Origin of the sequence: Tardiphaga sp. OK246 (genome assembly GCF_900188215.1) — a bacterium.
Taxonomy (GTDB): Bacteria; Pseudomonadota; Alphaproteobacteria; order Rhizobiales; family Xanthobacteraceae; genus Tardiphaga; species Tardiphaga robiniae.
In genome coordinates this window covers 37,129-62,057 of sequence record NZ_FZOX01000001.1, presented here as the reverse complement: position 1 = coordinate 62,057, position 24,929 = coordinate 37,129, and the positions used below count along the sequence as shown (strand labels likewise).

Annotated in this window: 20 protein-coding genes and 3 pseudogenes; 12 read left to right on the top strand and 11 right to left on the bottom strand. The window is 57.4% G+C overall.

Going from position 1 to position 24,929, the window contains the following annotated elements:
• Positions 1-21 precede the first annotated feature (21 nt).
• From CHC01_RS00300 to CHC01_RS00280, 5 genes are all read left to right on the top strand, one after another.
• Entirely contained in the window at positions 22-1,773 is a 1,752-nt protein-coding gene (locus CHC01_RS00300; protein WP_089261467.1) for a type I secretion system permease/ATPase, read from the top strand.
• Positions 1,770-4,106 (top strand): calcium-binding protein, encoded by a 2,337-nt coding sequence (locus tag CHC01_RS00295; RefSeq protein ID WP_089261465.1) that lies wholly within the window; start codon positions 1,770-1,772, stop codon positions 4,104-4,106. The genes CHC01_RS00300 and CHC01_RS00295 overlap by 4 nt, the downstream gene beginning before the upstream one ends.
• 20 nt (positions 4,107-4,126) lie before the next feature.
• Entirely contained in the window at positions 4,127-5,470 is a 1,344-nt protein-coding gene (locus CHC01_RS00290; RefSeq protein ID WP_089261463.1) for an HlyD family type I secretion periplasmic adaptor subunit, read from the top strand.
• A gap of 144 nt (positions 5,471-5,614) precedes the next feature.
• Positions 5,615-5,860 carry a ribbon-helix-helix domain-containing protein gene (locus tag CHC01_RS00285; protein ID WP_089261461.1) on the top strand — a complete coding sequence of 82 codons (246 nt, stop codon included), beginning with the start codon at positions 5,615-5,617 and terminating at the stop codon, positions 5,858-5,860.
• Positions 5,861-6,013: 153 nt separating this feature from the next.
• The gene (locus CHC01_RS00280) at positions 6,014-6,235 is read left to right on the top strand and encodes a DUF6719 family protein (RefSeq protein WP_089261459.1); all 222 of its coding nucleotides are present in this window, start codon (positions 6,014-6,016) and stop codon (positions 6,233-6,235) included.
• Positions 6,236-6,290: 55 nt separating this feature from the next.
• Here the strand turns inward: CHC01_RS00280 and CHC01_RS00275 are convergent, their stop codons facing one another.
• Positions 6,291-6,515, bottom strand: a complete 225-nt coding sequence (locus CHC01_RS00275) for a hypothetical protein (protein WP_244558173.1) — start codon at positions 6,513-6,515, stop codon at positions 6,291-6,293.
• Between the two features lie 33 nt (positions 6,516-6,548).
• Between CHC01_RS00275 and eutB the strand changes: the two are divergent.
• From eutB to CHC01_RS00265, 3 genes and pseudogenes are all read left to right on the top strand, one after another.
• Positions 6,549-7,495: pseudogene (gene eutB, locus CHC01_RS00270) on the top strand (ethanolamine ammonia-lyase subunit EutB); the annotation flags it as partial.
• Position 7,496: 1 nt separating this feature from the next.
• A complete protein-coding gene (locus CHC01_RS33375) occupies positions 7,497-7,667 on the top strand; it encodes an ethanolamine ammonia-lyase light chain EutC (RefSeq protein WP_349636602.1) in 171 nt (56 codons plus the stop codon).
• A 70-nt stretch (positions 7,668-7,737) separates the two neighbouring features.
• The gene (locus CHC01_RS00265; protein ID WP_349636601.1) at positions 7,738-8,268 is read left to right on the top strand and encodes an ethanolamine ammonia-lyase light chain EutC; all 531 of its coding nucleotides are present in this window, start codon (positions 7,738-7,740) and stop codon (positions 8,266-8,268) included.
• Positions 8,269-8,702: 434 nt separating this feature from the next.
• On the opposite strand, the gene CHC01_RS00260 is transcribed toward CHC01_RS00265, so the two are convergent.
• The 5 genes from CHC01_RS00260 to CHC01_RS00240 form a co-directional block, all read right to left on the bottom strand.
• Positions 8,703-9,668: a M23 family metallopeptidase gene (locus CHC01_RS00260; RefSeq protein WP_176454456.1), complete on the bottom strand. Its 966-nt coding sequence runs from the start codon at positions 9,666-9,668 to the stop codon at positions 8,703-8,705.
• Between the two features lie 69 nt (positions 9,669-9,737).
• The gene (locus CHC01_RS00255; protein WP_141137011.1) at positions 9,738-10,883 is read right to left on the bottom strand and encodes a helix-turn-helix transcriptional regulator; all 1,146 of its coding nucleotides are present in this window, start codon (positions 10,881-10,883) and stop codon (positions 9,738-9,740) included.
• Between the two features lie 45 nt (positions 10,884-10,928).
• On the bottom strand, positions 10,929-12,275 hold the full coding sequence (locus tag CHC01_RS00250; protein ID WP_244558172.1) for an HlyD family type I secretion periplasmic adaptor subunit: 1,347 nt from the start codon (positions 12,273-12,275) through the stop codon (positions 10,929-10,931).
• Positions 12,276-12,286: 11 nt separating this feature from the next.
• Entirely contained in the window at positions 12,287-14,023 is a 1,737-nt protein-coding gene (locus tag CHC01_RS00245; protein WP_089261453.1) for a type I secretion system permease/ATPase, read from the bottom strand.
• 62 nt (positions 14,024-14,085) lie between these two features.
• Complete coding sequence (locus CHC01_RS00240) at positions 14,086-15,639, bottom strand: calcium-binding protein (RefSeq protein WP_244558171.1); 1,554 nt, start codon at positions 15,637-15,639, stop codon at positions 14,086-14,088.
• Positions 15,640-15,840: 201 nt separating this feature from the next.
• On the opposite strand from CHC01_RS00240, the pseudogene CHC01_RS00235 reads away from it, so the two are divergent.
• Positions 15,841-16,371: pseudogene (locus tag CHC01_RS00235) on the top strand (oxidoreductase); the annotation flags it as partial.
• 392 nt (positions 16,372-16,763) lie between these two features.
• A complete protein-coding gene (locus CHC01_RS33265) occupies positions 16,764-17,030 on the top strand; it encodes a DUF1127 domain-containing protein (protein WP_089261449.1) in 267 nt (88 codons plus the stop codon).
• A gap of 822 nt (positions 17,031-17,852) precedes the next feature.
• Here the strand turns inward: CHC01_RS33265 and CHC01_RS33420 are convergent.
• Together CHC01_RS33420 and CHC01_RS32820 are read right to left on the bottom strand one after the other, a co-directional pair.
• Positions 17,853-17,954: pseudogene (locus tag CHC01_RS33420) on the bottom strand (PEP-CTERM sorting domain-containing protein); the annotation flags it as partial.
• 120 nt (positions 17,955-18,074) lie between these two features.
• Entirely contained in the window at positions 18,075-18,230 is a 156-nt protein-coding gene (locus CHC01_RS32820; RefSeq protein WP_210421646.1) for a hypothetical protein, read from the bottom strand.
• Between the two features lie 190 nt (positions 18,231-18,420).
• On the opposite strand from CHC01_RS32820, the gene CHC01_RS00220 reads away from it, so the two are divergent.
• On the top strand, positions 18,421-20,961 hold the full coding sequence (locus CHC01_RS00220; protein ID WP_089261445.1) for an excinuclease ABC subunit UvrA: 2,541 nt from the start codon (positions 18,421-18,423) through the stop codon (positions 20,959-20,961).
• Positions 20,962-21,319: 358 nt separating this feature from the next.
• Here CHC01_RS00220 and CHC01_RS00215 read toward each other — a convergent pair whose 3' ends face one another.
• From CHC01_RS00215 to CHC01_RS00205, 3 genes are all read right to left on the bottom strand, one after another.
• Positions 21,320-23,002, bottom strand: a complete 1,683-nt coding sequence (locus CHC01_RS00215; protein WP_089261443.1) for an alpha-amylase family protein — start codon at positions 23,000-23,002, stop codon at positions 21,320-21,322.
• 215 nt (positions 23,003-23,217) lie between these two features.
• Entirely contained in the window at positions 23,218-23,571 is a 354-nt protein-coding gene (locus tag CHC01_RS31745; RefSeq protein ID WP_141137010.1) for a hypothetical protein, read from the bottom strand.
• Between the two features lie 224 nt (positions 23,572-23,795).
• The gene (locus tag CHC01_RS00205) at positions 23,796-24,020 is read right to left on the bottom strand and encodes a hypothetical protein (protein ID WP_089261439.1); all 225 of its coding nucleotides are present in this window, start codon (positions 24,018-24,020) and stop codon (positions 23,796-23,798) included.
• A gap of 395 nt (positions 24,021-24,415) precedes the next feature.
• Here CHC01_RS00205 and CHC01_RS00195 point away from each other — a divergent pair, with 395 nt between their 5' ends.
• Complete coding sequence (locus tag CHC01_RS00195) at positions 24,416-24,823, top strand: BLUF domain-containing protein (RefSeq protein ID WP_176454455.1); 408 nt, start codon at positions 24,416-24,418, stop codon at positions 24,821-24,823.
• The last annotated feature ends 106 nt before the right edge of the window (positions 24,824-24,929 follow it).

The window sequence follows — 24,929 nt, the reverse complement described above, 5'->3', positions numbered from 1 at the left end:
TGAAATCTAGGCGGCATCACAATGGTAAAATCAAAAGAACTCACTCCCGCAAAACGCAGGAGCCTTGCAGAACTCACGCGCGGCTTGCGCGGAATCGTTATTTTCTTGTTCATCGTATCCGGGCTGATCAACGTTCTGGCTCTGACTGGCTCGCTATATATGATGCAGATCTATGACCGTGCCTTGACCAGCGGAAGCATACCGACGCTGGTCGTGCTCTCAGGTCTGGCTGTGGGGCTGTATCTGTTTCAGGGCTGCTTCGACGTCATCCGGTCCCAGGTGCTTGTTCGTGTCGGTGCCCGGATGGACAAGAAGATTGCGCCACTGGCGCACCGGGTCGCGATCGATATGCCGCGTTTTGGCTTTTCGACATCGGAGGCTCTTGAGCGTGGTCGCGATGTCGATACGGTTCGTGGTTTCCTGGGTAGTCAGGGACCGGCAGCACTGTTCGATCTACCCTGGATGCCGATCTATCTCGCATTCATCTATTTCCTTCATCCGCTGCTTGGTGCGTTGACGATCGCGGGCGCGCTCTTTCTGACGGTTATGACGGTTGTCAGCGAAGTGCTGACAAAACGTCTCAGCGTGTCAACACGCAAGGCGGCGCTCGCGCGAAACACGATTGCCGACTGCAATGCGCGCAATGCCGACGTTCTGAAGGCCATGGGCTTTGCCGGGCGAGCTGTGGGTCGTTTCAACGAGGCAAACGGCGAGCATCTGGAATTGCAGACCAAGGCCAACGATATCACAGGTACGTTTGCAGCTGTCTCTCGGGTCTTCCGCATGATCCTGCAATCGGCGCTGCTTGGCCTTGGTGCATATTTAACAATCAAGAATGAATTGTCCGCCGGTGCGATCATTGCATGTTCGGTAGCCTCTTCGCGCGCGCTCGCGCCAGTCGATCTCGCGATCGGAAATTGGAAGTCGTTTATCGCAGCGCGCATGGCCTATGCGCGGCTACGCGATACGGTGATCGCTCTTGCTGCGGCGGACCAGCCAATGCAACTGCCAGCCCCGAGCATGCGTCTAACGGTGGATAAGGCGACCATTGCTGCCCCGGGATCAGGCCAAATTATCTTGAGCGATATCAACTTCGAGATCGAGGCGGGGCAGGCGCTTGGAATCATCGGCCCCAGTGCGGGCGGTAAGACCACCATGGTGCGTGCACTGACCGGCATATGGCCGGTGCTGCGTGGAAGTGTGAGGCTCGACGGGGCCGATCTTAACCAATGGCGCGAGGACGAGATTGGCCAGCACATCGGCTACCTGCCACAAGAAGTTAGCTTGATGGAAGCAACAATCGAAGAGAACATCTGTCGCTTCGAGCCGCAGCCGGACTTTCGCAAGGTTGTCGACGCCGCGAAAGCGGCTGGCGTTCACGAGATGATCGTAAAGATGCCGTCGGGATATCGGACCCAACTGGGTCCGCAAAGCGCCGCTTTGTCCGCCGGTCAACGACAGCGGGTCGCGTTGGCACGCGCCCTCTATGGCAACCCCTTTATCGTCGTCATGGACGAGCCGAATTCGAACCTCGATGGCGAAGGCGAAGAAGCACTCACGCGAGCGATCGAGGGTATTCGCGAACGCGGCGGGATCACGATCGTCATCGCGCATCGGCCGAGCGCGCTGGTGGCGGTGGACCTCGTCGCCATCGTACAGAATGGCCGGATGGTCGCCTTCGGCAATAAGCACGACATTATGACGCCGGGTCTGCAGGGAGCTGCCAAGCCGGTTACAGAAGATCAACAAACAATGGTCAGGAGGCCAGCATGATTACAGCCAGGGCCACCAAGCAGGCATGCGGACCGGCGAAACAGAGCCGCGATGATTTTGTCGAAAGTGACAACCACAAGGGAAAGCTTGTTCCGGTTGTCTTTCTTTTACTCTTGGCTAGTTGCGTAGCCTATCTGCGCAGCTTTCTACCGATTCGAGTCGAAGCGCGTGAGGAGCAAAAGCACGAACAGCCGAACAAAGAGAGCAGCGAAGACGGAGGTGGCAACGAACAGCGCGCCGAAGGCGAATCAGAATCAGAAGAAGACGTAACTGGCGGCACGGAACGGACGCGAGGATCGTCAAAATCCGATGCTCCGGTCCTGCCTAAATCGGAAGAAGGCGTACAGAACAGCTCCGTCACGCATAGGAATGGGTTGGAACGGCCACCTGTTGTCTACTTAAGTTCCGGATCAGCGATCGATCCGGAGCGTCCGAAGGATAACCGGCCAGCAGGGCAGGGTGACACCGGGCGAATTGGCGGAGGCGGCGGCGGCGGCGGCGGAGATGGAGACAACAGAGGATCGAGCGCATCGCAGCCGCAAGGACCGCGTTCACCAGCGATCGACATTCCAAATTCCGGAGGCGCGAATCCAGAGACGGCGCGGAACAGGGCGCCGCGCATCAACGGTCCAGTATATCTTCAGGACATATATGGTTGCCAGGCGTTCTTGATTTCAATGCTAGCTCTTCTGGCAGGCGCTACCGATGCTGACGGCGACAGTCTTCGTGTTGTCGGCTTGTCTGCGAACTCCGGGAACGTGAGCCAAAGCGCCGACGGCGATTGGTCGTTTGTTCATGATGAGGGAATGCTCGGGCCGGTCAAGCTGACTTATTTCATCACTGACGGCTTCGTTGTTGTATCTCAAGTTGCCTTTTTTAATGTCGTGGCGGCGCCACCGATTGTCGGAACCAGCGGGGACGACAATCTTCTTGGCACGCAATGCGTTGATACCATCAACGCTGGCGACGGCAATGACAATATAGATGCGCGCGAAGGCAATGATGTCATTATCGGGGGGGGGGGTGACGACCACATCATCGCAGGGGCTGGCAATGATGTCGTCTATGCCGAAGCAGGAAATGATGTTGTGTATGCAGGGGCCGGTAATGACATCGTCTTCGGCGGGGCAGGAAACGATCGGATCTACGGCGAAGGCGGCGACGACAACTTGATGGGTGAACACGGCAATGATGTGCTGTTCGGTGGCGCCGGGAATGATATCATTCTTGCCGGTGCGGGCGAGGACCTTGCTAGGGGCGATGGAGGCAACGACACACTCGACGGTGGAGATGGCGACGATAATCTCGATGGCGGCGATGGCGCGGACATTGTGATTGCCGGTGCCGGCAACGACCTCATCGCTGGTGGTGATGGTAACGATACACTTTCCGACGGCGTCGGTCGCGACACCGTTGATGGCGGCGCGGGTGATGACTATCTGATTGCGGCCGCAGACGGTGAAGCAGACAGCTACGATGGCGGGGCGGGCATTGATACTTTAGATTATTCGACCGCGAGATCGGGAGTTGTGGTTGACGTCGCAAATAATGTAGCGAGCGGCGCGGATATCGGAAGCGACACAATCTCGCGATTTGAAGCCGTGATTGGCGGAAGCGGCGGTGACACGATCATCGCCGCAGTGTCGTCGCTGTCAATGGATGGGGCGGCGGGCAACGACAGATTGATCGGAGGAATCGGTGACGATGTCGTCGCGGATGGTGCGGGCCAGGACGTCGTACAGACCGGGGAGGGCGATGATCGCGTCTTGGCGACCGCGGATGCTGCGAGTGATCAATACGATGGAGGCGACGGCTCAGATACACTGTCTTATGCCACCGCGACCCTCAGCGTCACCATCGACCTTGCGAATGGACGCGCGGACGGTCAGGACATTGGTCACGACCTGATCAATTCGTTTGAAAAGATCATTGGTGGAGGGGGGGACGATCGCCTGATTGCCGGTGCGGGATCGGTTTCCATGACCGGCGGCTCGGGCAGGGATCGTTTTGAGTTTCAACGCAGCGATGACGACCATGAGCCACTCCTGATCCGCAAGATCACCGACTTCACGGTGGGCGATCGCATTTTTGCGGCGACATACGAAATCGCCTACTTGCAAGAAGCGGACGCCGGGCAGCAGATCGCAGATATGTTCGACGACATCTATCTGCAGGGTAATCAGGATAACCGACCGGTTCGCTTTCGGTTTGAACATCTGGATGAAGGTGAATTTACAGTGGTGGATGTGCATGACCGACCAGATTCAAACGACTTTTTCTCCATCGAAGTCGCCGGCCATCACCAGCTCCAGTTCACCGTTGCCATAAGCTAAAGCAGGCAGGACCTTGGATAATGAAACATTTTGACGCCAGACAGTTTGAGGCAGAAGTTGTTGCGCCGAAGCCTGTTCGCGGCAGTTCCTTTCGTATATGGCCGCGTGTCGTGGGGGGTCTTACACTCGTTCTACTATTAGTGGCCGGCTGCGGGGGATGGGCCGCGTTGGCAATGCTGGAGGGGGCCGTTGTCGCGTCGGGTGTGGCGAAAGTCGACCAGAACCTAAAAGAAGTTCAGCATAGGGATGGAGGTATCGTAAAAACTCTCGCCGTCCGGCACGGTGATTTCGTCAAGCAGGGGCAGATTCTCGCGACGCTTGATGATGTGCAGATTAGGGCCGAACTCCTGATCGTGCGGTCGCAGCTTGGCGAGTCCCTTGGGCGTCAGGCGCGATTGATCGCTGAGCGTGATAACTTGCCGTCCATTGAATTCCCTGCCGAACTTCCAGCAATCTCGACCTCAGTTGATACGGTGATTCAGGGAGAACGGCGCTTGTTTGCAGGCAACAAGCTTGGTCGAGATAGCCAGAAGGAGCAGCTTGAGCTGAGCATTGCTCAAACTGGCGAAGAAATTAACGGAATGGAAGCGCGTCTGACAGCTAAGGAGGAAGAGATCAAGCTCGTGGGCGTCGAGCGTGACAAGCTCAATGATCTTTTTGCCAAGCAGATCGTCGAATACACCCGCGTCTATTCGGTTCACCGGGATTGGGCGCGAATTCGCGGCGAACACGGTGAAATCATCTCCAGTATCGCCCGTGCGAAGGTCCGGACTAGCGAAATTCGCGTACAGATTATTGCCGTCGATCAGAACGCCAGCACCGAGGCGCAACGTGATCTGAGATTAATTGATGCCCGAATATCTGAGTTGAACGAACGCAAGCTCGCCATTGAGGACCGACTATCACGTACCGAGATTCGTTCGCCGATCACAGGATACGTAAATGAGCTCTTCGTGTTCACCATTGGAGGGGTCATCACGCCTGCCGCGCGCATTGCCACCATCGTGCCTGAAGGTGTCGAGCTGAAGTTCGAGGTGAAGATCTCTCCTACCGATATTGATCAGGTCAGAGAAGGGCAGAGTGCCCGGGTGCGATTGACTTCGTTTAACCGTACAACCACGCCTGAACTTACAGCGCGCGTCGCTATGGTATCGCCGGCATCCGTGAAGGACCTGTCAAACGGGCAAGAGTATTACATGGCCTATCTTCAGCTCACGAATGACGCCATGTCGAAGATCAAGGATATGAGGCTCGTTCCCGGAATGCCTGCCGAGGTCTTCATCTCCACGAAAGAGCGAACAGCAGCGTCGTATTTGGTGAAGCCGTTTACTGACCAGATGAACCGGGCATTCCGAGAAAGGTAATTAGAAATTGGCGATCGCGGTCGCCCATGCGCGACCATTGTCAGCTCCTAAAGCGTGGCTTGATAAATGCCATCTGTCTGCGATGGTCCTGAGCAACGGTTATCTGTAATCTACCATTGAGTGGGGAAGCCAGGAAGCAATCGTATGAAGTCTCCGGTAGCCAAGAGATCCATTGTCATTGGCGGTCATAAGACGAGCGTCAGTTTGGAAGAAGCGTTTTGGAGCGGTATGAAGGAAATCGCCGGTGCGCGCAGTATCACGCTGTCGGATCTAGCAAGCGAGATCGATCGCAACAGGGATCAGGGAAACCTGTCGTCGGCTATTCGGCTTCAGGTTCTCGCGCATTATCGCGATCAGATGCCGCCATCTAATCTGCCCGGCAACTTCTGAATGAATTCGGACGGTACTCATGCGATTTACAGCGAAGAGTTCATGCGCCGGCTCTTCCGGAATGTCCTGCTCGCCGATCGATAGGCTTGCTGTTGGCGCAACTAAATCTCAAGATCCGAATTGTATGCGGTTATTGGGTGATGGGGTTGCGTTATGCGTACGGTCATTTTCGGTATCGCATTGCTGTTTGCCGGGCAGGCTTCGGCTCAACCTATCCTTGCCCGTGAGCCGCTCACCCTGAACCCCTTCGCCGTGGTCTACGTCCAGAGCGGCTCCTGTGGCTTCGGCAAGGTGATGAAGGTCGTTGGCTCCTTGAGGGGTGTGCAGCGGAAGCGAACCTGCGTTTCCGTGATCTCAGCCCATGCGGAATTCTAATAACCGCGTCCGGCGGATTGTACCGATTGCCGTGCTGGCTGCTGCCTTAACGCCGTCAACGGTCAAAGTTGCCCTCTGTGAGCCAAGAGGTGCCGGTGGTTCCAACTTTGAACTTCAGCTTCTTCTTAAGCCTCTGAGCAAGCTCCTTGCGAGACTTTGAATCGCTTGAAAGGCGTACAATGTGCATCCCGTCGATGTCGCTCAGCTTCCTGACCTCACCCACCTGCACGATGAGTGTTTTCTCGGGATGGGCCAGCGCCAAACCTGCCTCGAACAACACGTTGGGTCGTGATTGCGGTTCGACCTCGATAGCTCGACAATCGGGTTGAAAGGGCGGCTGTCCACGCGCAATCAGCCCAACCATCCTGTCGACGACTCCTGCGGCATCGCTGCATCGGCGCTCGACGGGCTGTTGATGGGATCCGGCGATGCCGTGATCGGGGTTAATCCGGCCACCGACACCGTGGACGACTATGTCCGCATCGTCGCGTTGCTGGACGAATTGCGTACGCGCCTGGCAATTCCGACACAGACCTGCTGCCTTGGCCACGTGACGACGGCAATGAAGGCAATGGCCGCGAAGGCGCCGGTGGATCTCGTGTTCCAATCGGTGGCCGGCTCGCAGAAGGCAAATGACGGCTTCGGCGTGAGTCTGTCACTGTTGCGCGAAGCCCATGAGGCGGTTCGCGCCCTCAAACGCGGTCCGGCGGACGCCAACCTGATGTATTTCGAGACGGGGCAGGGCGCGGCGCTGTCGGCCGACGCGCATTTCGGTGTCGATCAGCAAACGATGGAGGTACGTGCCTATGCGGTCGCGCGCGAGTTCGATCCACTGCTCGTCAACACGGTTGTCGGCTTCATCGGCCCGGAATATCTCTTCAATAGCAAGCAGATCATCCGCGCCGGGCTCGAGGATCATTTCTGCGGCAAGCTGCAGGGCCTGCCGATGGGCGTCGACGTCTGCTACACCAATCATGCGGATGCGGACCAGGAAGATATGGATGTGCTGCTCACACTGCTCTGCGCCGCAAATGTCAATTTCGTCATTACGGTGCCTGGTGCCGACGACGTGACGCTGAACTATCAATCGCTCGCGCATCACGACGCCGTTTACTGCCGGGAAACCTTGAATCGTCCGCCGGCGCCGGAGTTCGAGCGTGGCTCGTTGAGGTCGGCTTGACCGATGAGGCGGGTCGCCTGCTCGACGCGCCAACCCGGTTGACCGACTACATGGCGAACTCCAGGTTACTCGAGATCTGAAATGACGAAGGAGCCAGAACGTACATCCCCACTGCCACGCGATCTGCGGCAGATGACGGACGCACGGGTACTTCTCGGCAGATTCGGAGCGGGCATGCCGACGCGCGCGGCACAGTCGTTTCTGCTCGATCACGCGCGTGCACGGCAGGCCGTGTGGTCCAATGTCGATTGAGCTTCGGTCGAAGCCGACCTGAATGAGCTCGGGCTGGGTATCATCGAGGTCGCCAGCAAGGCGGGCGATCGTGCCACCTATCCGTCGCCCCGATCTCGGCCGAACTCTCTCCGCCGAGGTTGCAGAGCGGCTCGCAAGCATGACGTCGGGCTGCGATGTCGCGATCATCCTCGCCGACGGCCTTTCCGCCAGCGCGATCGACATCAACGCAGTGCCGCTGACGAGGGCGATCGTCGCACGGCTGTCGGCCCGGCAGCTTTCCATTGCGCCTATCGTTCTGGCATCGCAGGCGCGCGTCGCCATCGGAGATCCCATTGCGGCGATCATTGGCGCGAAGGTGTCAGTCATGGTCATAGGCGAACGTCCCGGCCTTTCGGGGGCCGACAGTCTCGGAATCTACCTGACCCGTGCGCCCAAAATCGGCATGCCGGATTCGAAGCGAAACTGCATCTCCAACGTCCGGGATGGCGGCCTTGCCATTGTGGATGCCGCCGATCTGGTCGTATCGTTGGTGGCCGACATGTTGAAAGTCGGTGTCAGCGGCGTCGGGCTGAAGGCGGCTCTTGACGCCCTGCCGTGTCTGGATGCGAACGCGCGGTAATGTCGGTCTGTTCCTTGAGAGCAATGTCCTGAGACTGAAATCAAGAGGATAAAAGCCGGTTGAATTTCTGAATTCAGCTCGACATGCCATGATCCGCGCCCGCATGGATAGCGTTGCTCCATCACGATGAGCGAAACGCTGAAACCCGATCGAATCCTGTCGTGGATTCGATCCTTCCTTCCCGGATCTATGCGATCCTTGCCTCGCGCATCAGTCGCTCCACGCGACGTTTTCAATTAAATTAGCTGTGCGAGTTCGCCCTGCGCATTCACGGTCACGTACCCGTTCGAGCTCGTTTGGACGAACGCACCGCATGGGACGTGCGACATGGCGACGAACGGTGCGCTGCCGTCCAACACGTCGCGTGTCGCGAGAGCATTTGATTAAAAGCTATGATGGCGATCTGCTTGATCGTACCAAACGTCCCGTAATTGCTAACGCAGATCGTGACGAAATACCTGGTTCAGCATCGGCGCGCCGTTACGCCCGACGATATATGTGGCGGAATATACTCCACCTAGCCAAGATTCGGTGGACCGCTTTTTTCCGATGAAGAGAATCGTCTGGGCCTGATTTTGCGTAACTGCAACTGGACCCTTCTCGGCGATGATCCTGCCGTCTGGATCGCGCAGCGTCAGTGACTGATCGTCGCCCGTCTTCAAGCCAATTGTCCGAACATAAACGACGAGGGCTTCAGATTTCGTAGTTGGCTTGCGCTGAGAGACAGCGTCAACCTCGATCATATCGTTCGTGACTGCTTCGGTGGCGAATCCGAAGTTCAAGACTGCACGCGGTGAATAGGCCAGACGAACCCGAGCATCATCCGTCCATTCACTTTCAGTATGATTGTCGCAAGCGCCAGGTATCGAGCTGATTCCAAAGGGATCGATGACCTTCCCTTCTCGCCGCACAATAAAGTGCAGATGCGGATACTCGGTTAGCCCTGACATGCCGACGGTACCGATAACCTGGCCAGCGCGGACTGTATCTCCGGGTTTTACCAAGATGCTGTCTTTGGCCATATGGCAGTATTGGGTTTCGCGATCGCCGGAATGTCTGACAACAACGCCATTGCCGCATTCATTTCCTTTGGCTGCATCGCGCCTGTCGCGTTTCACAGGGCTGTCCGCAAGGCCATCGCGAGTTCGCAGCACTGTGCCATCGGCGGCTACGACGACGTGAACCGGCTTCTGCCGTCCGCCATGTGACGTTAATCGAAAATCGACGCCGTTATGGCCGTCATAGGTCAATGTCCCGCACATGTAGTCCTTAGCCGAGGAACTATCGTCGATGTCTACATAATTCTGGATGAAGCACGTGCGACCAATGTCGCACGATAGCGGTATGATCAAATCTCCAGCAGCCGCCGCGTGCGATATTCCTACAGTGAGGGGTAGCACTAAAAATATCCCAATTTGTGGCCGATGCACCATCTGATCACGTCTGGATGCCGGGGGACCTACACGATCTCACGTGGATGAAGATGTGGTGATGTAGGGTGGCTCGGGCTGTCGCAACTTGAACGGTGAGAACGTTCGACTATGCAGGACGAACAATTCCGATTGGCGGTTGATTCCAACTTTCAGCATGACGCGCTTGATGTAAGTCCGTACGGTTTCTTCTGTGAAACCAAGTTCCAATCCAATGGCGCGTGGACAGCGCCCGCGGAGAATACAGCGAACAATCCGCGCCTCCACCCAACTCAAGCCAAACGCGAGAGCAATGCGCTGCGCACCGGTCTCCTCATTGAATTGAGGAACGTAGATGAAAGCAAGATTGGGGTCGGTATTTCCAGGGATGGAACCGATCACAGCAAACAAAAATCGCTGCTCCTCTTGCGAGATGAGTACGGTCGATCCGACGTTCTTTTGGTTTGGATCTGGAATGATAGCGGCTCGAACAGCGTCCCTGAGCTGGGTGGTGATGAGGGGGGTCGATCCCGAGAGTGTGCCACGATCGAGAATGATGACACCTTCGCCGGCAAGTCGCCGAAACCCGCTGTTCATGCTCCGAACGACCATATTTTCGTCAATGGTCAGGGCGGGCGACTCAATGTCATCCAGCCACATTTGATGAGACAGCAGAGTGGTCTTTGCCAGATCAGCGACCGCATCCCATAGGAGTTCGATCGCGCGCCTAGCGATAGCAAATTCTGCATCAGGAATCTGCATCTGCCGCCATCCCGCAATAAAGATGGCAGTATCCCCAGAGAGCGCACCTACGCGTCCAATGACCGAGTGGTACCCGTAGACCTTGCGCGTTTCGATCAGCGGGCGTGCAAACCCGTTTGGCGACGTAGACGACTGATATATGAAATTGCCGTCTCCGTTGAAAGTCTCCGAGATGGATCTCGCCAACGCTTCCGATGCGGGACTGGGCGCGGGTAATCCAACTGAAGTCTGATCAAGTAGCTCTCCTTCTGGAGACAAGAACGCAGCGTAGCAGCGTTTGCATTCGAGTAGTCGGGCTAAGGATCGCGCAAACCACAGGTTTTGCGGCGCACTGGAGTTGCGGCTGGGGCGGGGCAATGGATTCGCCGGAGTCGCTCGAAGCCTGAAGGCCAGTGAGCCGATGGTGTCAGAGCGGTTGTTTTCCTGTTGGTGTCCTTGCTGCATAAATGCCTCCCGAAGAATTTGTGTGTTTAATATTCCGCCAAGGCGTCAACTCTCCCGGAAGGCACGGTGGACGCGTAAGCGCAGCGGCTGAATTAAGTACTCCGCAAATGTTCTTATGCCTGTTTCAACAAAGACTTCGACCGGAAGGCCGGGCTTCAAAGTCGTGAGATGAGGTTCGACCTCCGGTGATCGCTGCAAATCAATTTCTGCCGTGTAGGATGTGACGCCGCTCTTCGTGTCAGTGAACGCATCCGCCGCGACAGCAATCACCTGGCCTTCCAGAATGGGTCGGCGGCGAACGTTGAGGGCAATGATGCGGATACGAGCGTTCTGCCCCGCCATGACTTCCTCGCGATCCTGCGGCCGCAGGGATGCCTCGATGACGAGGCGATCCTCGATGGGCACGATTTCCATGAGTGTCTCTCGAGGCGCTAACACAGTGTTCAATTCCCTGCTGTTGAGGCGAACAACCCGTCCCGACTCCGGTGCGCGTAAATCAGTCCGCGCCAGTTGTTCACGCAATGCGCCAATCCGATGTCTGAGATCGCCGATCGATTCTCGCGTTGCGTGACTCTGTTTTGCGATATCCTGACTTTGGTTGAGACCCAGCTGTTTTCCACGATCGACGAGTTCTGCGATTTTCCCGCGTGTTTCTGCTTGCTGGGTCAGATTGCGTGTGAGTTGGGCCTGCATGTCCGATTCCGCCCTCTTCAACGCAAGTACGCGTGGCTTTCGTGCGAGCCCTTTTTCCAATAGCGATGCTGTATCTCGTATTTCTTCCTGAAGAAACTGAAGTTGCTCTTGCAGGCTTGTCCTGCTGTTTTCGAGGCCACGGACCGTTTCCATGAGTTGTCGGGTCTGCTGATCGATCAATTGCCGCTCGCCGGTCAATGCACTTGATCGCGTCGCGAACTCCGTCTCCTGGGTCTGAATTGCCGTCTTTGCTTCGGGGCGAGGAGAATTCCGTAATTCGTCAGGAAATGAAATAGCAGCGGACTGCATTTGTTCAGCGAGTAACCGTGCATCCAACGAGAGATCAGCAAACAATTTTGTCTCTAATACGCCAAGGCTTCCCTCAATTTGAGTCGTATCGAGTTTTGCAACGACCTGACCGGCCTCGACTTGCTCATTCTCGCGGACATAGATGGTCTTCAATATCCCACCGTCGAAATGTTGCACCGCCTTCCGCTTGGATTGGACCTTTATGATACCGGGAGCGATGACGGCGCTGCGCAGCGGGACGAACGTAGCCCAAAGGCCGAATCCGCCGAATTGAATTGCTAAAAGGAAGGCTCCCCATTTTATGAGTCGTCGGGTATCGGACCTGGGTTTCTCCAGGATTTCGTGCCTGCTCGCTGGACCGAGTAAGAGTTCGTGGACTTGAGTTGTCACAATTCCTGCTCCTAGCCAGACAGCAGTTGCGGGCGGTCGGGCTGACGCGGACCCCGGCGTGAAGGGAGCCCCGCTGTGTTGCTCGGTAGAACTTCCGAAACGGGACCGAAGGCGACCTGCGTGCCGTCGCGGAGCAGCAATACGTGATCCGCAATCGTCAGGAGGCGTGGCCGGTGGGTCACGATCAGGAAGGTTGCGCCCTGTGATCGTGCGCTCAATATCGCAGTGCACAGCGCTGCCTCGCCATCGGGATCGAGATTTGCGTTGGGCTCGTCGAGCAGTATCAGTTTACGGTTGCCAAAGAAGGCGCGTGCCAGGCCGATGCGCTGTCGCTGGCCACCAGAGAGGCGATGACCGTCGCGACCGATCTGCGTTTGATACCCGGCCGGCAGTGCCAGAATCATCTGGTGCGCGCCAGCCAGAGTTGCCGCCTTGACGATATCTTCGTCGCGCGGACTCTCCTCAAATCCCGAGATCGCTTCAGCAACGGTACCGGCGAGCAATTCGACGTCCTGAGGAAGATAGCCGATGTAGCTTCCGAGCTGATCAGGGTGCCAGCTCTCCAGCAACGCGTTGTCGAGCCGAATTTCACCGACGCTGGGCTTCTCCAAGGCGGCCGCCATCCGCAAGAGAGTCGACTTTCCCGCGCCGGTCGGACCAACGATCACGACGATCTCGCTGGGCCTGCATCGGAAGGCAATACCTCTCAGGATCGAACGTCTCGCCTGCGGATTGGTGAAGCCGACACCATTAAGTTCCAGTAAGCCATTTGGGGCGGTGAGGTGGGTCCGATGAGGTTGTTTCAATACCCATGTCACCGCGGCGCTGACGCGCTTCCATGCCTCCTGCGCCGCGGTCACCCCGCGCCAGGCAGAGATAAGGCTCTCCATCGGTTGCAGGGTTCGGCTGACCATGATGGAGCTCGCGATCAGGCTGCCGGCCAGTACCTCGTTTTGCAGTACAAGCCAGGCACCACATCCGATAGATAGAATTTGCAGGGTAGATCTCACCATGCGTGCTGCCGATGCGATCGCGGCGACCCGTTCGCTGGCGCGAACGACAGGAGATAGTGCCTCATCATTGGCGCGCATGAAGGCGCGGATGGCGCCTCCGGTCCAGCCCATGGCCCTGATGAAGTTGCCGTGTCGTACGATGCCATCCATCAGCATCTGACAACGTGCAGCTGCTCCGCTCGCTTCATTGACCTCGGCCCGGGCAATACAGCTACTCACATATCCCATGATCGACAGTACGACCGCGCCAGTCAGCGCAATCGCGCCGTAGTAGGGATGGATGAGAAAGAGGATCAGTATGAAGACGGGAAGAAACGGGGCGTCGACCAACGTAATGACAGCGCCGCCCGAAAAGAAGTTCCGTAGCTCCCGAACTTTCACCAGGTCATGCGTCGAGCCTTCGCGGCGTCGCTCCGGATCGGCAATGGTTGCCTCCAGGATGAGCGGTGCGACGCGCTGTTCGAAGGTGACGGCGAACCGGCTGAGCAATCGAAATCGAATGACGTCGAAGAAGGCGCTGAAGATCAACGCCGCAATTCCGAGGGAGGTCAGGCCGATGAGAGTCTCGATGCTTCCGCTGCTGATGACCCGGTCGAAGACCTCGATGGAGTAGAAGGGTAACACAAGCAGAAGGATGTTGGCCGACACGCTGAAGACGACAACCCACACGAGCGTGGTTCGCCCGGGAACGGTGCTGACAACAGATTCTGCTCGGGCCGAGTGAGCCAGACGCATAGTGACTGCCTAACTGCGCAGAATGCGTAGGGCGGCAACGTGCCGCCCTACGTCGTCAATGATCAAACAACTTCGATGGCGGTGTAACCCGCTGCGTTGTTTATGTCTTCGATCGATGCATAGGGGGCTCCTCCCCCCGTAATGCCATCGAGGGTGATGGTTCCGAAGCCGAAATCCAGCGTGGTATTGGTACCATCGTCGTCGACGGTCACCGTTGTCGGGTCATAGCCAGGCGCCGCATCGATGCTGATGGTGTCACCGTCAGCGAAACTGAGATCGGTAACTTCGTCATCATCGAAGTCCGCGCCCGTACCATCGCCAGCGTTGATCGCGTCGGTTCCGGCGCCTCCTGTAAGCACGTCATCACCGATACCGCCGTTCATCGTGTCAGCGCCGTTACCGCCGCTCAGCTCATCATCGCCCGCTGCGCCGTTGAGCGTGTCATTTCCTGCACCGCCGGCCAGCGTATCGTCACCGTCGCCGCCTTCAAGCGCATCCGCTCCATTGCCGCCGGCAAGCGTATCGTCGCCTGCATCGCCGTTTAACGTATCGACGCCGGTGCCACCGGACAGTTCGTCTGCCCCGTCGCCACCATTAGCGACGTCATCGCCAGCGCCGCCTTCGATTGTGTCGTCACCGGCGTCACCTGCCAGCAGGTCGTTACCCGCACCACCATCCATGACGTCGTCGCCCGCTCCACCATTGAGTGTGTCGTTTCCGGCGTCGCCGTTCATGATATCGTTCCCGTCATCGCCATTGAGGGTGTCGATACCATCGCCTCCGTTCATGGTGTCGTTACCGGCACCGCCATTCAGTATGTCATCACCGAGGCCGCCATTCACCGTATCATCACCCAGGCCGCCACTGGCGGTATCATTGCCGTCGCCGCCTTCCAGCGTGTCATTGCCGAGCCCGCCGGTCAGGGTATCGTCGCCGGCATCGCCATTGATGGTATCATCGCCCACCCCGCCTGACAGAGCGTCAGCACCATCACCACCGTTCAATGTATCATCGCCAGCAGCGCCTGCGAGTGTATCATCACCTGCGCCCCCCGAGAGGACGTCATTTCCAGCACCGCCGTCGACGTTGTCATTTCCGTCGCCGCCATCGATCGTATCCGCCCCCGCGTTGCCGGAGAGATCATCATTCCCCGATCCTCCATTGATCGTGTCGTCCCCGGCGCCGCCACTAGCCGTATCATCTCCAGCGCCACCGTCGATCGTATCGATGCCAGCGCCGCCACTGATCTGGTCGTTTCCGTCTCCTCCGAGAATGGAGTCGTCTCCCGCGTTGCCGTTCAAGGTGTCGTTGTCGGCGCCACCATCGATCAAGTCGTTACCGGCTCCTCCGTTGATCGTGTCATCACCGCCGAGGCCCGAGAGAGTGTCATTACCCGGGAGCCCATTGATCGTATCCGCAACTGGGGTGCCGTCCAGAATGTCGTCACCTGGTGTACCATTGATCAGTGCCATGATTGCCACTCCATGATGATGTCGCGTTTCTAACGCGACTACGCTTTGCGCTGAACAGAGATGAATGATCCTTGCTACCCCCTCGACAACCGGAGATCGCTGACACCGAGCGTGTCGATCGAGCGAATTTTGCGCAATCCCCATGTGGGGACAAAATGCAGCGCGTGATATGGAAAGCTATAGCGTGAATATTCACTCGGGCTGTCATCTGAAGGACAGCCTTGCTGCCGTAATATTCAAGTTCGATAATAATGCTCTGAGGCCATGATTAAGCGCGCTGAGCGTGCAATCTGAAGATGAAGGGCAGAGCAGAACTCTAAATATACGGCATTCTTACGGATTGCTGTCCAGCAGTTCATCGCTCCGAGCGCGAATACTCGGACCGACGAGTACAGCGGATCGATCGAGAATCGTGCACGCTTCGCCATCGAGGTCGCCGGCGCTATCGCCGATCAGATTGGAGAGGACAAGACGGCGATCCGCCTCTCTCCCGGAATCAAGATGTGGGGCATCGACGAAGGCAAGGAAGGATCGGAGCTCTATCGCCATCTGGTCGCCGAACTTGACAAGCTTGGTCTCGCCTACTTGCACGTTATGCATCAGGGCGACGAATAGCTTCTAGCCGATCTGCGAAAGCTCTGGAGAAGCAGGCTGATCCTGAACAGGCCGGGACGCCCGCGCGATCGCATCGGTTCGGACCTCGCCGCGGACCTGGCGGATCTGGAGGCTTACGGTCAGGCGATCCTGGCAAATCCGGATTTCGTCGAACGCCTGAAACTGGACGCGCCGATGAATGAAGCGGACCGCAACACGTTCTTCGGTGGCGACGCCCGTGGCTACACGGACTATCCCGTTCTAGACGCCGCCGTCGCCTAAGGGCCGGCGGTCAGAACCTTCGTCGTTTCGGCACCGCCACCGCGGTGCCGAAGCGCGCTTCATCGGTGCTTCGAAATGCCAACCTTAAAGTGATGCGGAATCTCGCCGGCTTCATGGGCAGACGGCCGCTTATGGCGCAAAGCGGACGTTCTTTCTGTGGAAACTCTCGGGCCGACTGCTATCAGTGATCTGTGAGGACTGTGATGAACGCGGAGAAGGCCTTTCACATTCCAATCCGACCCAGCTTGCAGAGTAAGCCGCGAGTGTCCCCGCACTGATGCGTTGCTTGAGAAACCTTATCAGGAGTGATAGGGTGTTTCCTCGGGCCGTCGACAACCACCCGATGAGCCTTCGAGGCCAAGCGTTGTTTCTCTCCAGTTCGGAGTGGGAGCATGTCTTGCGCCAACGCGATCTCTGCATCGATAAATCATGCTAAACTCATAGCGACGTTGCTCCAACGCCCAGAGCGGCGTTGGCAATTTCTCTTTGGACTGTTGACGGCATTTTCTCGGTATTTCCCGCGACGGAGCTCGCCTCGAGAACTGCTCGACCTCAATGACCATCTGCTCGCTGACATCGGTCTGTCGAGGCAGGATGCCGGCAAAGATTCCCTCAGGTCCTCTCGCACGCGCCTAACAGTGTGGCACGTCCACCGATAACGGCATTCGTGATTTCGCGATACACCTGGACGTCTGGGAGTGTATCGCGAAAATCTCCAACGTAGCGTACCCGATGACGCCTGCGATCGCTGATCGGTTCGACGATTAAAACTGGCCGAGAAACCAGTACTTTCCTCGTATCGTTCTCACTCCCTTTTGAGACTGGTTATCGTTTTCGTGCCGTTCACGATCGCAAAGTGTGAAGAATTACAAGTTCAGCGCCGTCAGGAGAAATGGTCGACAAGGGGTGTTTTCGTCCAATCGATACTGCTTGATTGACGGCCCACCCGTCTTCGGTGGCCATGATGAGACCGTGAAGATGGCACACTTGGCAGCCCTGATGAGAACTAGGTGTCTGCGCGACTATTCCAGGATGTCCATTGGTCGTTCTCAGATGTGCTTCTTATAGATCGAATGCCGCCCATCGTGGCGACGCCAGACCTGCCATGAACCAAGCGGCCGGTAATCGAACGGCGAGGGATAGTGGCGAACCAAAAATGCCAGACGGCGGCCCACGCGGGGCGCTGGCGCAATCTCAGATGGCGATAGTGAACTTGTTTAACTGCTGCAATCATCTCGACCTCGCGAACTATACGAAGTCGCCGGGCGGAGTATGATCACCTGACAGCTTCGCCACGCTGGGTCCGGACTAAGGGCAATGTCCGGTGAGATGAAGCTATCCTTTAGGTCGAATCCTGCAACGAAAGTCGGTTGTTAAGCTTTAGGTTGGTGACGAGGTTAAATCTGGAACTCGCAATCGCCGTTTGTTCGGGCAAGAAAAAAGCCGCCCGAAGGCGGATCTCCATTCGATTGTATAGTTGATCAAGCCGCAAGCGTTGAGGTCTTCCGGCGGAGATAGGCAAGCGTGCCGATCCCTGCGAAGCTGAGGATCATCATTGCCGAGGTGGAAGGTTCTGGTACGGCAGCGGTGATTGTCAGGAATCCAGGAACGTTGGTCGTCCCACCGACTCCGACGTCAAGATCATTCAAGAGTAACGAAATGGTACCACCGCCAGCCAGTGTCGCTTCACCTGAGCTTGTCGGTTACAATGAAATCCGTGAATTGGGCGACGCGCCTTGCGAACGACGGCTTCTGGCGCAAAGCGGACGATACAGCATCTTGAGGCCAACGAGGTCGTGCGAGATCACCTGGAATTTATGATGCTGGCGAGTTATTTCGCGCTCCTTCTTCTCAGCCATCACGGCGTCTCAGGCACCACGATCGCCGTCACCGGCGGTAAGCCTCTCATCTGAGGCGGCGATTGAACGAGGGTCAATTCCGCGAAGAAGTATGACCGCGACTGAAAGAACAAGGTATCGGACGGGAAGGTCGTCGAGGGAACCGTGTTCGATCGCCGACGTTTCGTCTCCATCGAAATTGTGGGCGCACATGCTTAAAGGGCAAGATGGAAAGAAGGGTGGTCGTTCGCGCAGTTCGGACTCGCAGGCCGACGAGGGCTTCGTGCGGGTTCGAGGAGCCCGCGAGCATAATCTTAAAGACGTTTCGCTAGAGATCCCGCGTAACGCGCTCGTGGTGTTTACGGGCGTCTCTGGATCGGGAAAGTCGTCCCTGGCTTTCGGGACGCTGTACGCGGAAGCGCAGCGGCGGTATCTTGAGTCGGTCTCTCCGTACGCCCGCAGGCTCTTTCATCAGATGGCCGTGCCGGAGGTCGATTCGATCGAGGGACTGCCGCCTGCCGTAGCGCTGCAGCAGCAGCGTGGCTCGCCGACTACCAGGTCGTCGGTCGGCAGCGTAACGACGTTGTCCAACCTCCTGCGGATGCTCTACGCGCGAGCCGGGAACTATCCGCGAAATCAGGCGCTGCTGTCCGCGGAGGCATTTTCGCCGAACAGTCCGGAGGGCGCATGTCCTAATTGTCATGGCATCGGTCGCGTCCATGCGGTCGACGAGCGGTCGCTGGTTCCGGACGACACTTTGACGATCCGGGAACGTGCCGTCTCTGCATGGCCAAGTGCCTGGCAGGGGCAGAACCTCCGGGACATCTTGGTGACGCTCGGCTACGACGTGGACAGGCCCTGGCGTGAACTGCCGAAGAAGGATCGTGACTGGATCCTGTTCACTGATGAGCAGCCGACCGTCCCGGTTTACGCCGGATACACACCCGCCGAGACCAAACGTGCGCTGAAGCGGAAGGAGGAGCCAAGCTATCAAGGGACCTTTATCGGCGCGCGCAAATATGTACTGCAGACCTTCTCCACTACGCAGAGTGCGATGATGAAACGGCGGGTCGCCCAGTATCTGTCGAGCTCGGATTGCCCGGTATGCAAAGGCAAGCGACTGAAGCCCGAGCCTCTTTCTGTCACTTTCGCCGATATGGATATCGCGGAGATTGCGCGCTTGCCGCTTAAGCAACTGCACGCACTTCTAAGGGGGGATCTCAAGGGACGCGAAAAAGAGTTCGCGGGGCATCCCGAGAAGGCTCTGGTCGTGCAGCGGATCACCGAAGATATGGCCAACCGCCTGGAGGTGTTGTTGGATCTCGGCCTAGGCTATCTGACGCCCGAGCGCAGCACGCCGACGCTCTCGCCGGGAGAACTGCAGCGGCTTCGATTGGCGACGCAGGTGCGGTCCAATCTGTTTGGTGTGGTGTACGTCCTCGACGAGCCATCTGCCGGGCTGCATCCGGTGGACACCAAGGCATTGCTGCGCGCTCTGGACCGTTTGAAAAGCTCGGGCAATTCCTTGTTTGTCGTCGAGCATGAATTGGATGTCGTGCGGCATGGCGACTGGATCGTCGACGTCGGCCCCGAGGCCGGTGCTCAGGGTGGCAGGATCATGTACAGCGGCCCGTTGGCAGGTCTTGCGGACGTTCAGGAATCGAAAACGCGACCCTACCTCTTCGGTGGGGCCGAAAGAACACCGAAGGTTTCGCGGAAAGCTCGAGGATGGATCAACCTTCGTGGTGTCACGCGCAACAATCTGAATCGTGTGGACGCCGATATTCCGCTGGGCGTGTTCACTAGCGTTACCGGTATTTCTGGATCGGGAAAGTCCAGTCTCATCGGCCAATTCCTCGTCGAGGCCGTCGGCGACGAGTTGGGTCAACGCAAGGAAGCCACCGACGAAGACGACGGATTGGAGGCGCCGGTCGAAACATTGGGCGGTCAAATTACCGGGGGTCTCGACGCCATCAGGCGACTGGTCGTGGTGGATCAGAAGCCGATCGGCCGTACACCGCGGTCGAACCTCGCGACCTACATCGGTCTGCTCGACCATGTCCGGAAGCTCTTCGCCTCCACCAAGCAAGCTCGCGCCAGGCGCTACGATGCGGGTCGATTCTCTTTCAACGTCGCGAAAGGACGTTGCGAGACCTGTCAGGGGGAAGGCTTCGTCAGCGTCGAGCTGCTATTTCTGCCGAGCGTGTACGCACCTTGTCCGGCTTGCAAGGGCGCGCGCTACAATGCCAAGACATTGGAAATAAAAATCCGGGACAAATCCGTGGCGGACGTGCTTGCGATGACTGTCGATGAGGCGTTTGATTTCTTCGCCGATGACGATTCGCTTCGACGGTCACTGAGAGTCCTTCGTGAGGTGGGGCTCGGCTACATCCGGCTCGGCCAATCGGCCACGGAGCTCTCGGGAGGTGAGGCCCAGCGCGTCAAACTTGCAAGGGAGCTGCAGAGGACGCATCGAGGCGAGACGCTATACGTGCTCGACGAACCCACCACCGGCCTGCATCCGTCGGACGTGGCCAAGCTGATGACGCAGCTTCACGGTCTTGTCGAAGCCGGCAATACAGTCATTGTGGTGGAGCATGATATGACCGTCGCGGCCGCCAGCGACTGGATCATCGACATCGGGCCCGGCGCGGGCGACGAGGGGGGCCGGATAGTGACGGCTGGCACGCCTGCGCATGTCGCAAAGGAAGCGCGCAGCCGGACAGCGGAGTATCTTTCCGCCGCCCTTTGACAGTGCGTCATCGTCGATCCGCTGCATGCTCGGCAAGCCACCCATGGTATGGCACCTGGAGCTGATGACTGCGAATTCGGGCGAGGCGGTTTGCTGGACAAAGGGCGCTCCTCAGCTGATGGCCCATGCCATTGTAGAGGTTGACGGGCAACCACCGCCAAGCTGGATACGATGCTCGACGAGTCAGGCTTTGGGATCGCGGCGCCTCAGCGAATCTACGCTGAGCGAACTTGGCCCGGCTCCGAATTCTAGAGGAAAATTGCCGGGAGTTTTTCTTTATAGCAGGAACGTCCGAGACGGGCATGTCGCAAGTGTTAACGTTTTCTCAAGGCAGCTGCTTCCGAACGTCATTCAGGCGTCACTGAAGATGAGGAACGTCAATGTCGCTGCGCCTCAGTAGATAATCAAGACCGCCGATCCGGAACCAACGGTAGCCATAGCCCTCCAGCATAAGGTGGTGCTTGCCCTTATCGTCAGCACGGCTGTGGCTTTCGGACAGCAAGTTGATGAGATGCAGATCGCGTTCGTCGTTCAATCCAACCGCAAGACTAACCTCGCGGGGCTCCTCGTCGAAGTTGTGAACGAAAAGCACAGAATTGTTGCGCCAGTCGTAGCGGATTGCGAGCATAGACGGATCGCCCGTCGCAATGATCGTAAAGTCACCCCACCCGATTTCAGGTACTTCCTTGCGCATGCGTATCATACGCTCCGTCCAGTTCAGCATCGAATTCGGATCGCGTCGCTGCATTGCGACATTGACGTGATCGTAGCCGTAGGGCCCCTGGTCGATCACCGGGTTTCTCGGACGCTCGCTTTTTGTAAAGCCAGCGTGAGGCTCGGTTGACCATTGCATCGGTGTGCGCGCGCAATTGCGCTCCGGAAGTGTGAGATCGTCGCCCATCGCGATTTCGTCTCCATAGCGCAGCACTGGTGTGCCCGGCAGCGTGTACATTAGGCTGTAAGCGAGCTCGAGACGCCTGCGAACATCGCCCAGCATAGGTGCGAGACGACGACGGATGCCGCGGTCGTAAAGTTGCATCGACTTGTCTGGACCGAAGGCCTCGAACACGGTCCTGCGCTGTTTCTCGGAGAGACGGCCGAGGTCGAGTTCGTCGTGATTGCGCAGGAATAGTCCCCATTGTGCGGTGGCGGGGCGGGGCTTGGTAACTTTCATTGCTGCTGCAAGGGGACGCGTGTCGCCGGCAGCCAGCGCGTAAAAGAGATGCTGGTTGACGTGGAAGTTGAACATCATGTGCATCCGGTCGCCGTCGTTGCCGAAATACTCCATGTCGGTTTCGGGAAGCACATTGGCTTCCGCCAGCACGATTGCATCGCCCTTACGCCACTGCAGGAATTCACGGAACACGCGCAGCATATCGTACTGCTCGACCGGTTTGCTGACCTTAGGTCCTTTGGTGGCAATGATGAAGGGCACCGCGTCCATGCGAAAGCCAGATACCCCAAGCTGCAGCCAAAAGCCCATGATCTTGAGGATCTCGGCCTGGACGTGTGGATTGGACGTATTGAGATCGGGCTGGAAGTCGTAGAAGCGATGAAAGTACCACGACCTCGATGTCTTGTCGTAGGTCCAGGTCGTCTTCTGTACGCCTGGAAACACCATGCCCTTGTTCGCGTTGGCGGGTTTCTTGTCCGCCCAGACGTACCAGTCGCGATAGGGCGAGTCTTTCGAACCGCGTGAGTCCTTGAACCACGGGTGTTGATCGGACGTGTGATTCATGACGAGATCGATGATTACGCGGATGCCGCGCTGATGGCAGCCGTGCGTGAATTCGACGAAGTCGCCTAGCGTGCCGTAGTGCTTATCCACGCTGTAGTAATCCGAGATGTCGTAGCCGTCGTCCTTGCCAGGGGACGCCTGGAACGGCATCAGCCATATGGCGGTGATGCCCAGGCCATGCAGGTAGTCGAGGCGTCGGGTCAGCCCCCGGAAATCGCCGACTCCATCGCCGTCGGAGTCCATGAAGCTACCGATTGAAAGGCAGTAGAAGACGGCGTTCTTGTACCAAAGGTCGTCGATCATGGAGCACCTGTCAGGGATAAGGACGATCAACGTCTCTCCTACCCCAGATGTTCCACGACGGAATGGTGCGGTCGCTGCGGGCATGCGTTTGCGCAAAGAATCAGAGCTGCCGCGGTAATCATGCGGTGCGTTGACTGTTCTACTCTACTCGACCATATCGGGAACGATGGCGCCATGTGGGTGAGCAATATCGTTCATCGGAGGCGATCGGTGCTTCACGCAAGAGCCGTAACGTCAATCGATGAGCTTGCTGACACTCCCGAGGCATTTATTATCTCGATCATTTCATGGAGATGCTCGGCTTCGTCGGGAAGACCTATGTCTCGATACTGAAGAGCATCCATCGTTTCTCCCAATATTTTCGTCGCATTGTGCGAGACGCGCAGCGTTTTCTTGTGCGCATGATGAATCGACGCGGCGCGGTCTTCAATCGCGATCAGTTTAGATGGGCGGAGATTGGGGATACGCACGCCGTGGTTAAAGAAATGAAGGGTGTCTGTCGCCACTGCGTCGCTTATTGGATTGCTTTTCCCGCGCAAAATCATGATTGCTAGCAGGCTCGAGCGCAACGTCGGAACTCTCCTACGCGGCGCATATCGACGCCGAGTCCGGCGAGTCGTTCAAGGCAAGTATCTTGATTTGCTCGGACCTGTGGTCCCCAGGCGGCATACCAAGCTGATAGAAGCTGCTGCTCACGAGCTATCTGCTAACTTGCTATCAGATACGTCACCGCTCCAGCGTTCATCTTGTCAGAAAACAGCCGCCGCCGGTTTCAGATTCGCCCCTCAAGACGTCAATTTTCCTTCAAATTGTAACGTCCTCGCAGTTGTTTCTCGATGCGAGTGACATTTTTCGACAAATCGGGATAGTGCCGGCGTTCGGTGGCGTTCGTCAGCGCGGACCAATTGCCGCTGCCAATTGGAATAATCGCAATCCGTGCGTTGCGGAGGTGGGTGCCAGCAAGCTTCTCGTGAAAAAGCCAGATCAGTTCGTCGGCGGTAGCATTCTTTTTGGGCATGGAGGTCAGACGTCAGAGAGCAGTGATCTCATCTCCTGTAAGCGATCACTGAGGTGCGCGCAAATCGTATCGATGCCTAAGCTTTTCCTGCGTCGCTGCCAGAGCGCGCTGCACGGTCTCGGGATCGGCCGTGGCTTCAGTGAAGGCGTACAAGGCCCAGTTGGTGTCTGCCCGGCGGTCGCTCAACTGGACCTCCACGGCCTTAAGTTTTTCGCAACCGGCGTGACTTTGCATCTCTGCAAGTGCCTCGCAAAACAGCGTTTGTGGCGGATCGTTCCCGGCATCCGCCCGGAGATGTCCGCGGCGGGCGCCTTGTTTCTGAGCCACCATGATCGAGGGCCATTGTGACTGAACTCCTTATGAAGTCCGGCGTTGTGCCATTTCAAGGAGAAGTCATGTTTCGCATTTTTTACGTTAGCGCTGCCAATCAATCCTTTTCAACGCATGACCTCGGCCAGCTCCTGCAGAAGGCTAGGGATCAGAATGAGAGCGCCGTCGTTACGGGAATGCTGGTCTATTCGGACGGCGACTTTCTCCAGGTGCTTGAAGGCGAGCCAACAAATGTTGTCGGGATCTACGATCGCATCAGCATCGACCCGCGTCACAGAGACATCAGCGTCCTTCAGAGGGGCCTAGGATACGGGGACCGGTTATTCCCGAGTTGGTCTATGGGCTTCAAACGTGTTCCGGACGGAGAACTGATTGATGAAGCCGTAGGGGTGAACAGCCGTATCAAACTGCGCTATCTCGATGCAATGTCGGCTCTGGATTTCCTTCTGGCGTGCAGTCGAAGCCAAACATGAAAACAGGCTCAGTGCAGATGTCCGCACAATCGATTTCCGTGGAGCAAGATGGGCAGAGATACTTGGGCTCACGGAGTCTCCGTCCGCGCGGAATCCTTGCGCCGGG

Bases quoted from the DNA above. Each gene is read 5' to 3' on its own strand.
- CHC01_RS33375 (WP_349636602.1), top strand. From the start codon at position 7,497: ATGACGAAGGAGCCAGAACGTACATCCCCACTGCCACGCGATCTGCGG.
- CHC01_RS00205 (WP_089261439.1), bottom strand. From the start codon at position 24,020: ATGCCCAAAAAGAATGCTACCGCCGACGAACTGATCTGGCTTTTTCAC.
- CHC01_RS00295 (WP_089261465.1), top strand. From the start codon at position 1,770: ATGATTACAGCCAGGGCCACCAAGCAGGCATGCGGACCGGCGAAACAG.
- CHC01_RS00245 (WP_089261453.1), bottom strand. From the start codon at position 14,023: ATGCGTCTGGCTCACTCGGCCCGAGCAGAATCTGTTGTCAGCACCGTT.
- CHC01_RS00285 (WP_089261461.1), top strand. From the start codon at position 5,615: ATGAAGTCTCCGGTAGCCAAGAGATCCATTGTCATTGGCGGTCATAAG.
- CHC01_RS00240 (WP_244558171.1), bottom strand. From the start codon at position 15,639: ATGGGGATTGCGCAAAATTCGCTCGATCGACACGCTCGGTGTCAGCGA.
- CHC01_RS00280 (WP_089261459.1), top strand. From the start codon at position 6,014: ATGCGTACGGTCATTTTCGGTATCGCATTGCTGTTTGCCGGGCAGGCT.
- CHC01_RS00215 (WP_089261443.1), bottom strand. From the start codon at position 23,002: ATGATCGACGACCTTTGGTACAAGAACGCCGTCTTCTACTGCCTTTCA.
- CHC01_RS00255 (WP_141137011.1), bottom strand. From the start codon at position 10,883: ATGCAGCAAGGACACCAACAGGAAAACAACCGCTCTGACACCATCGGC.
- CHC01_RS00220 (WP_089261445.1), top strand. From the start codon at position 18,421: ATGCTTAAAGGGCAAGATGGAAAGAAGGGTGGTCGTTCGCGCAGTTCG.
- CHC01_RS00195 (WP_176454455.1), top strand. From the start codon at position 24,416: ATGTTTCGCATTTTTTACGTTAGCGCTGCCAATCAATCCTTTTCAACG.
- CHC01_RS32820 (WP_210421646.1), bottom strand. From the start codon at position 18,230: ATGGCTGAGAAGAAGGAGCGCGAAATAACTCGCCAGCATCATAAATTC.
- CHC01_RS00290 (WP_089261463.1), top strand. From the start codon at position 4,127: ATGAAACATTTTGACGCCAGACAGTTTGAGGCAGAAGTTGTTGCGCCG.
- CHC01_RS33265 (WP_089261449.1), top strand. From the start codon at position 16,764: ATGTCTTGCGCCAACGCGATCTCTGCATCGATAAATCATGCTAAACTC.
- CHC01_RS00300 (WP_089261467.1), top strand. From the start codon at position 22: ATGGTAAAATCAAAAGAACTCACTCCCGCAAAACGCAGGAGCCTTGCA.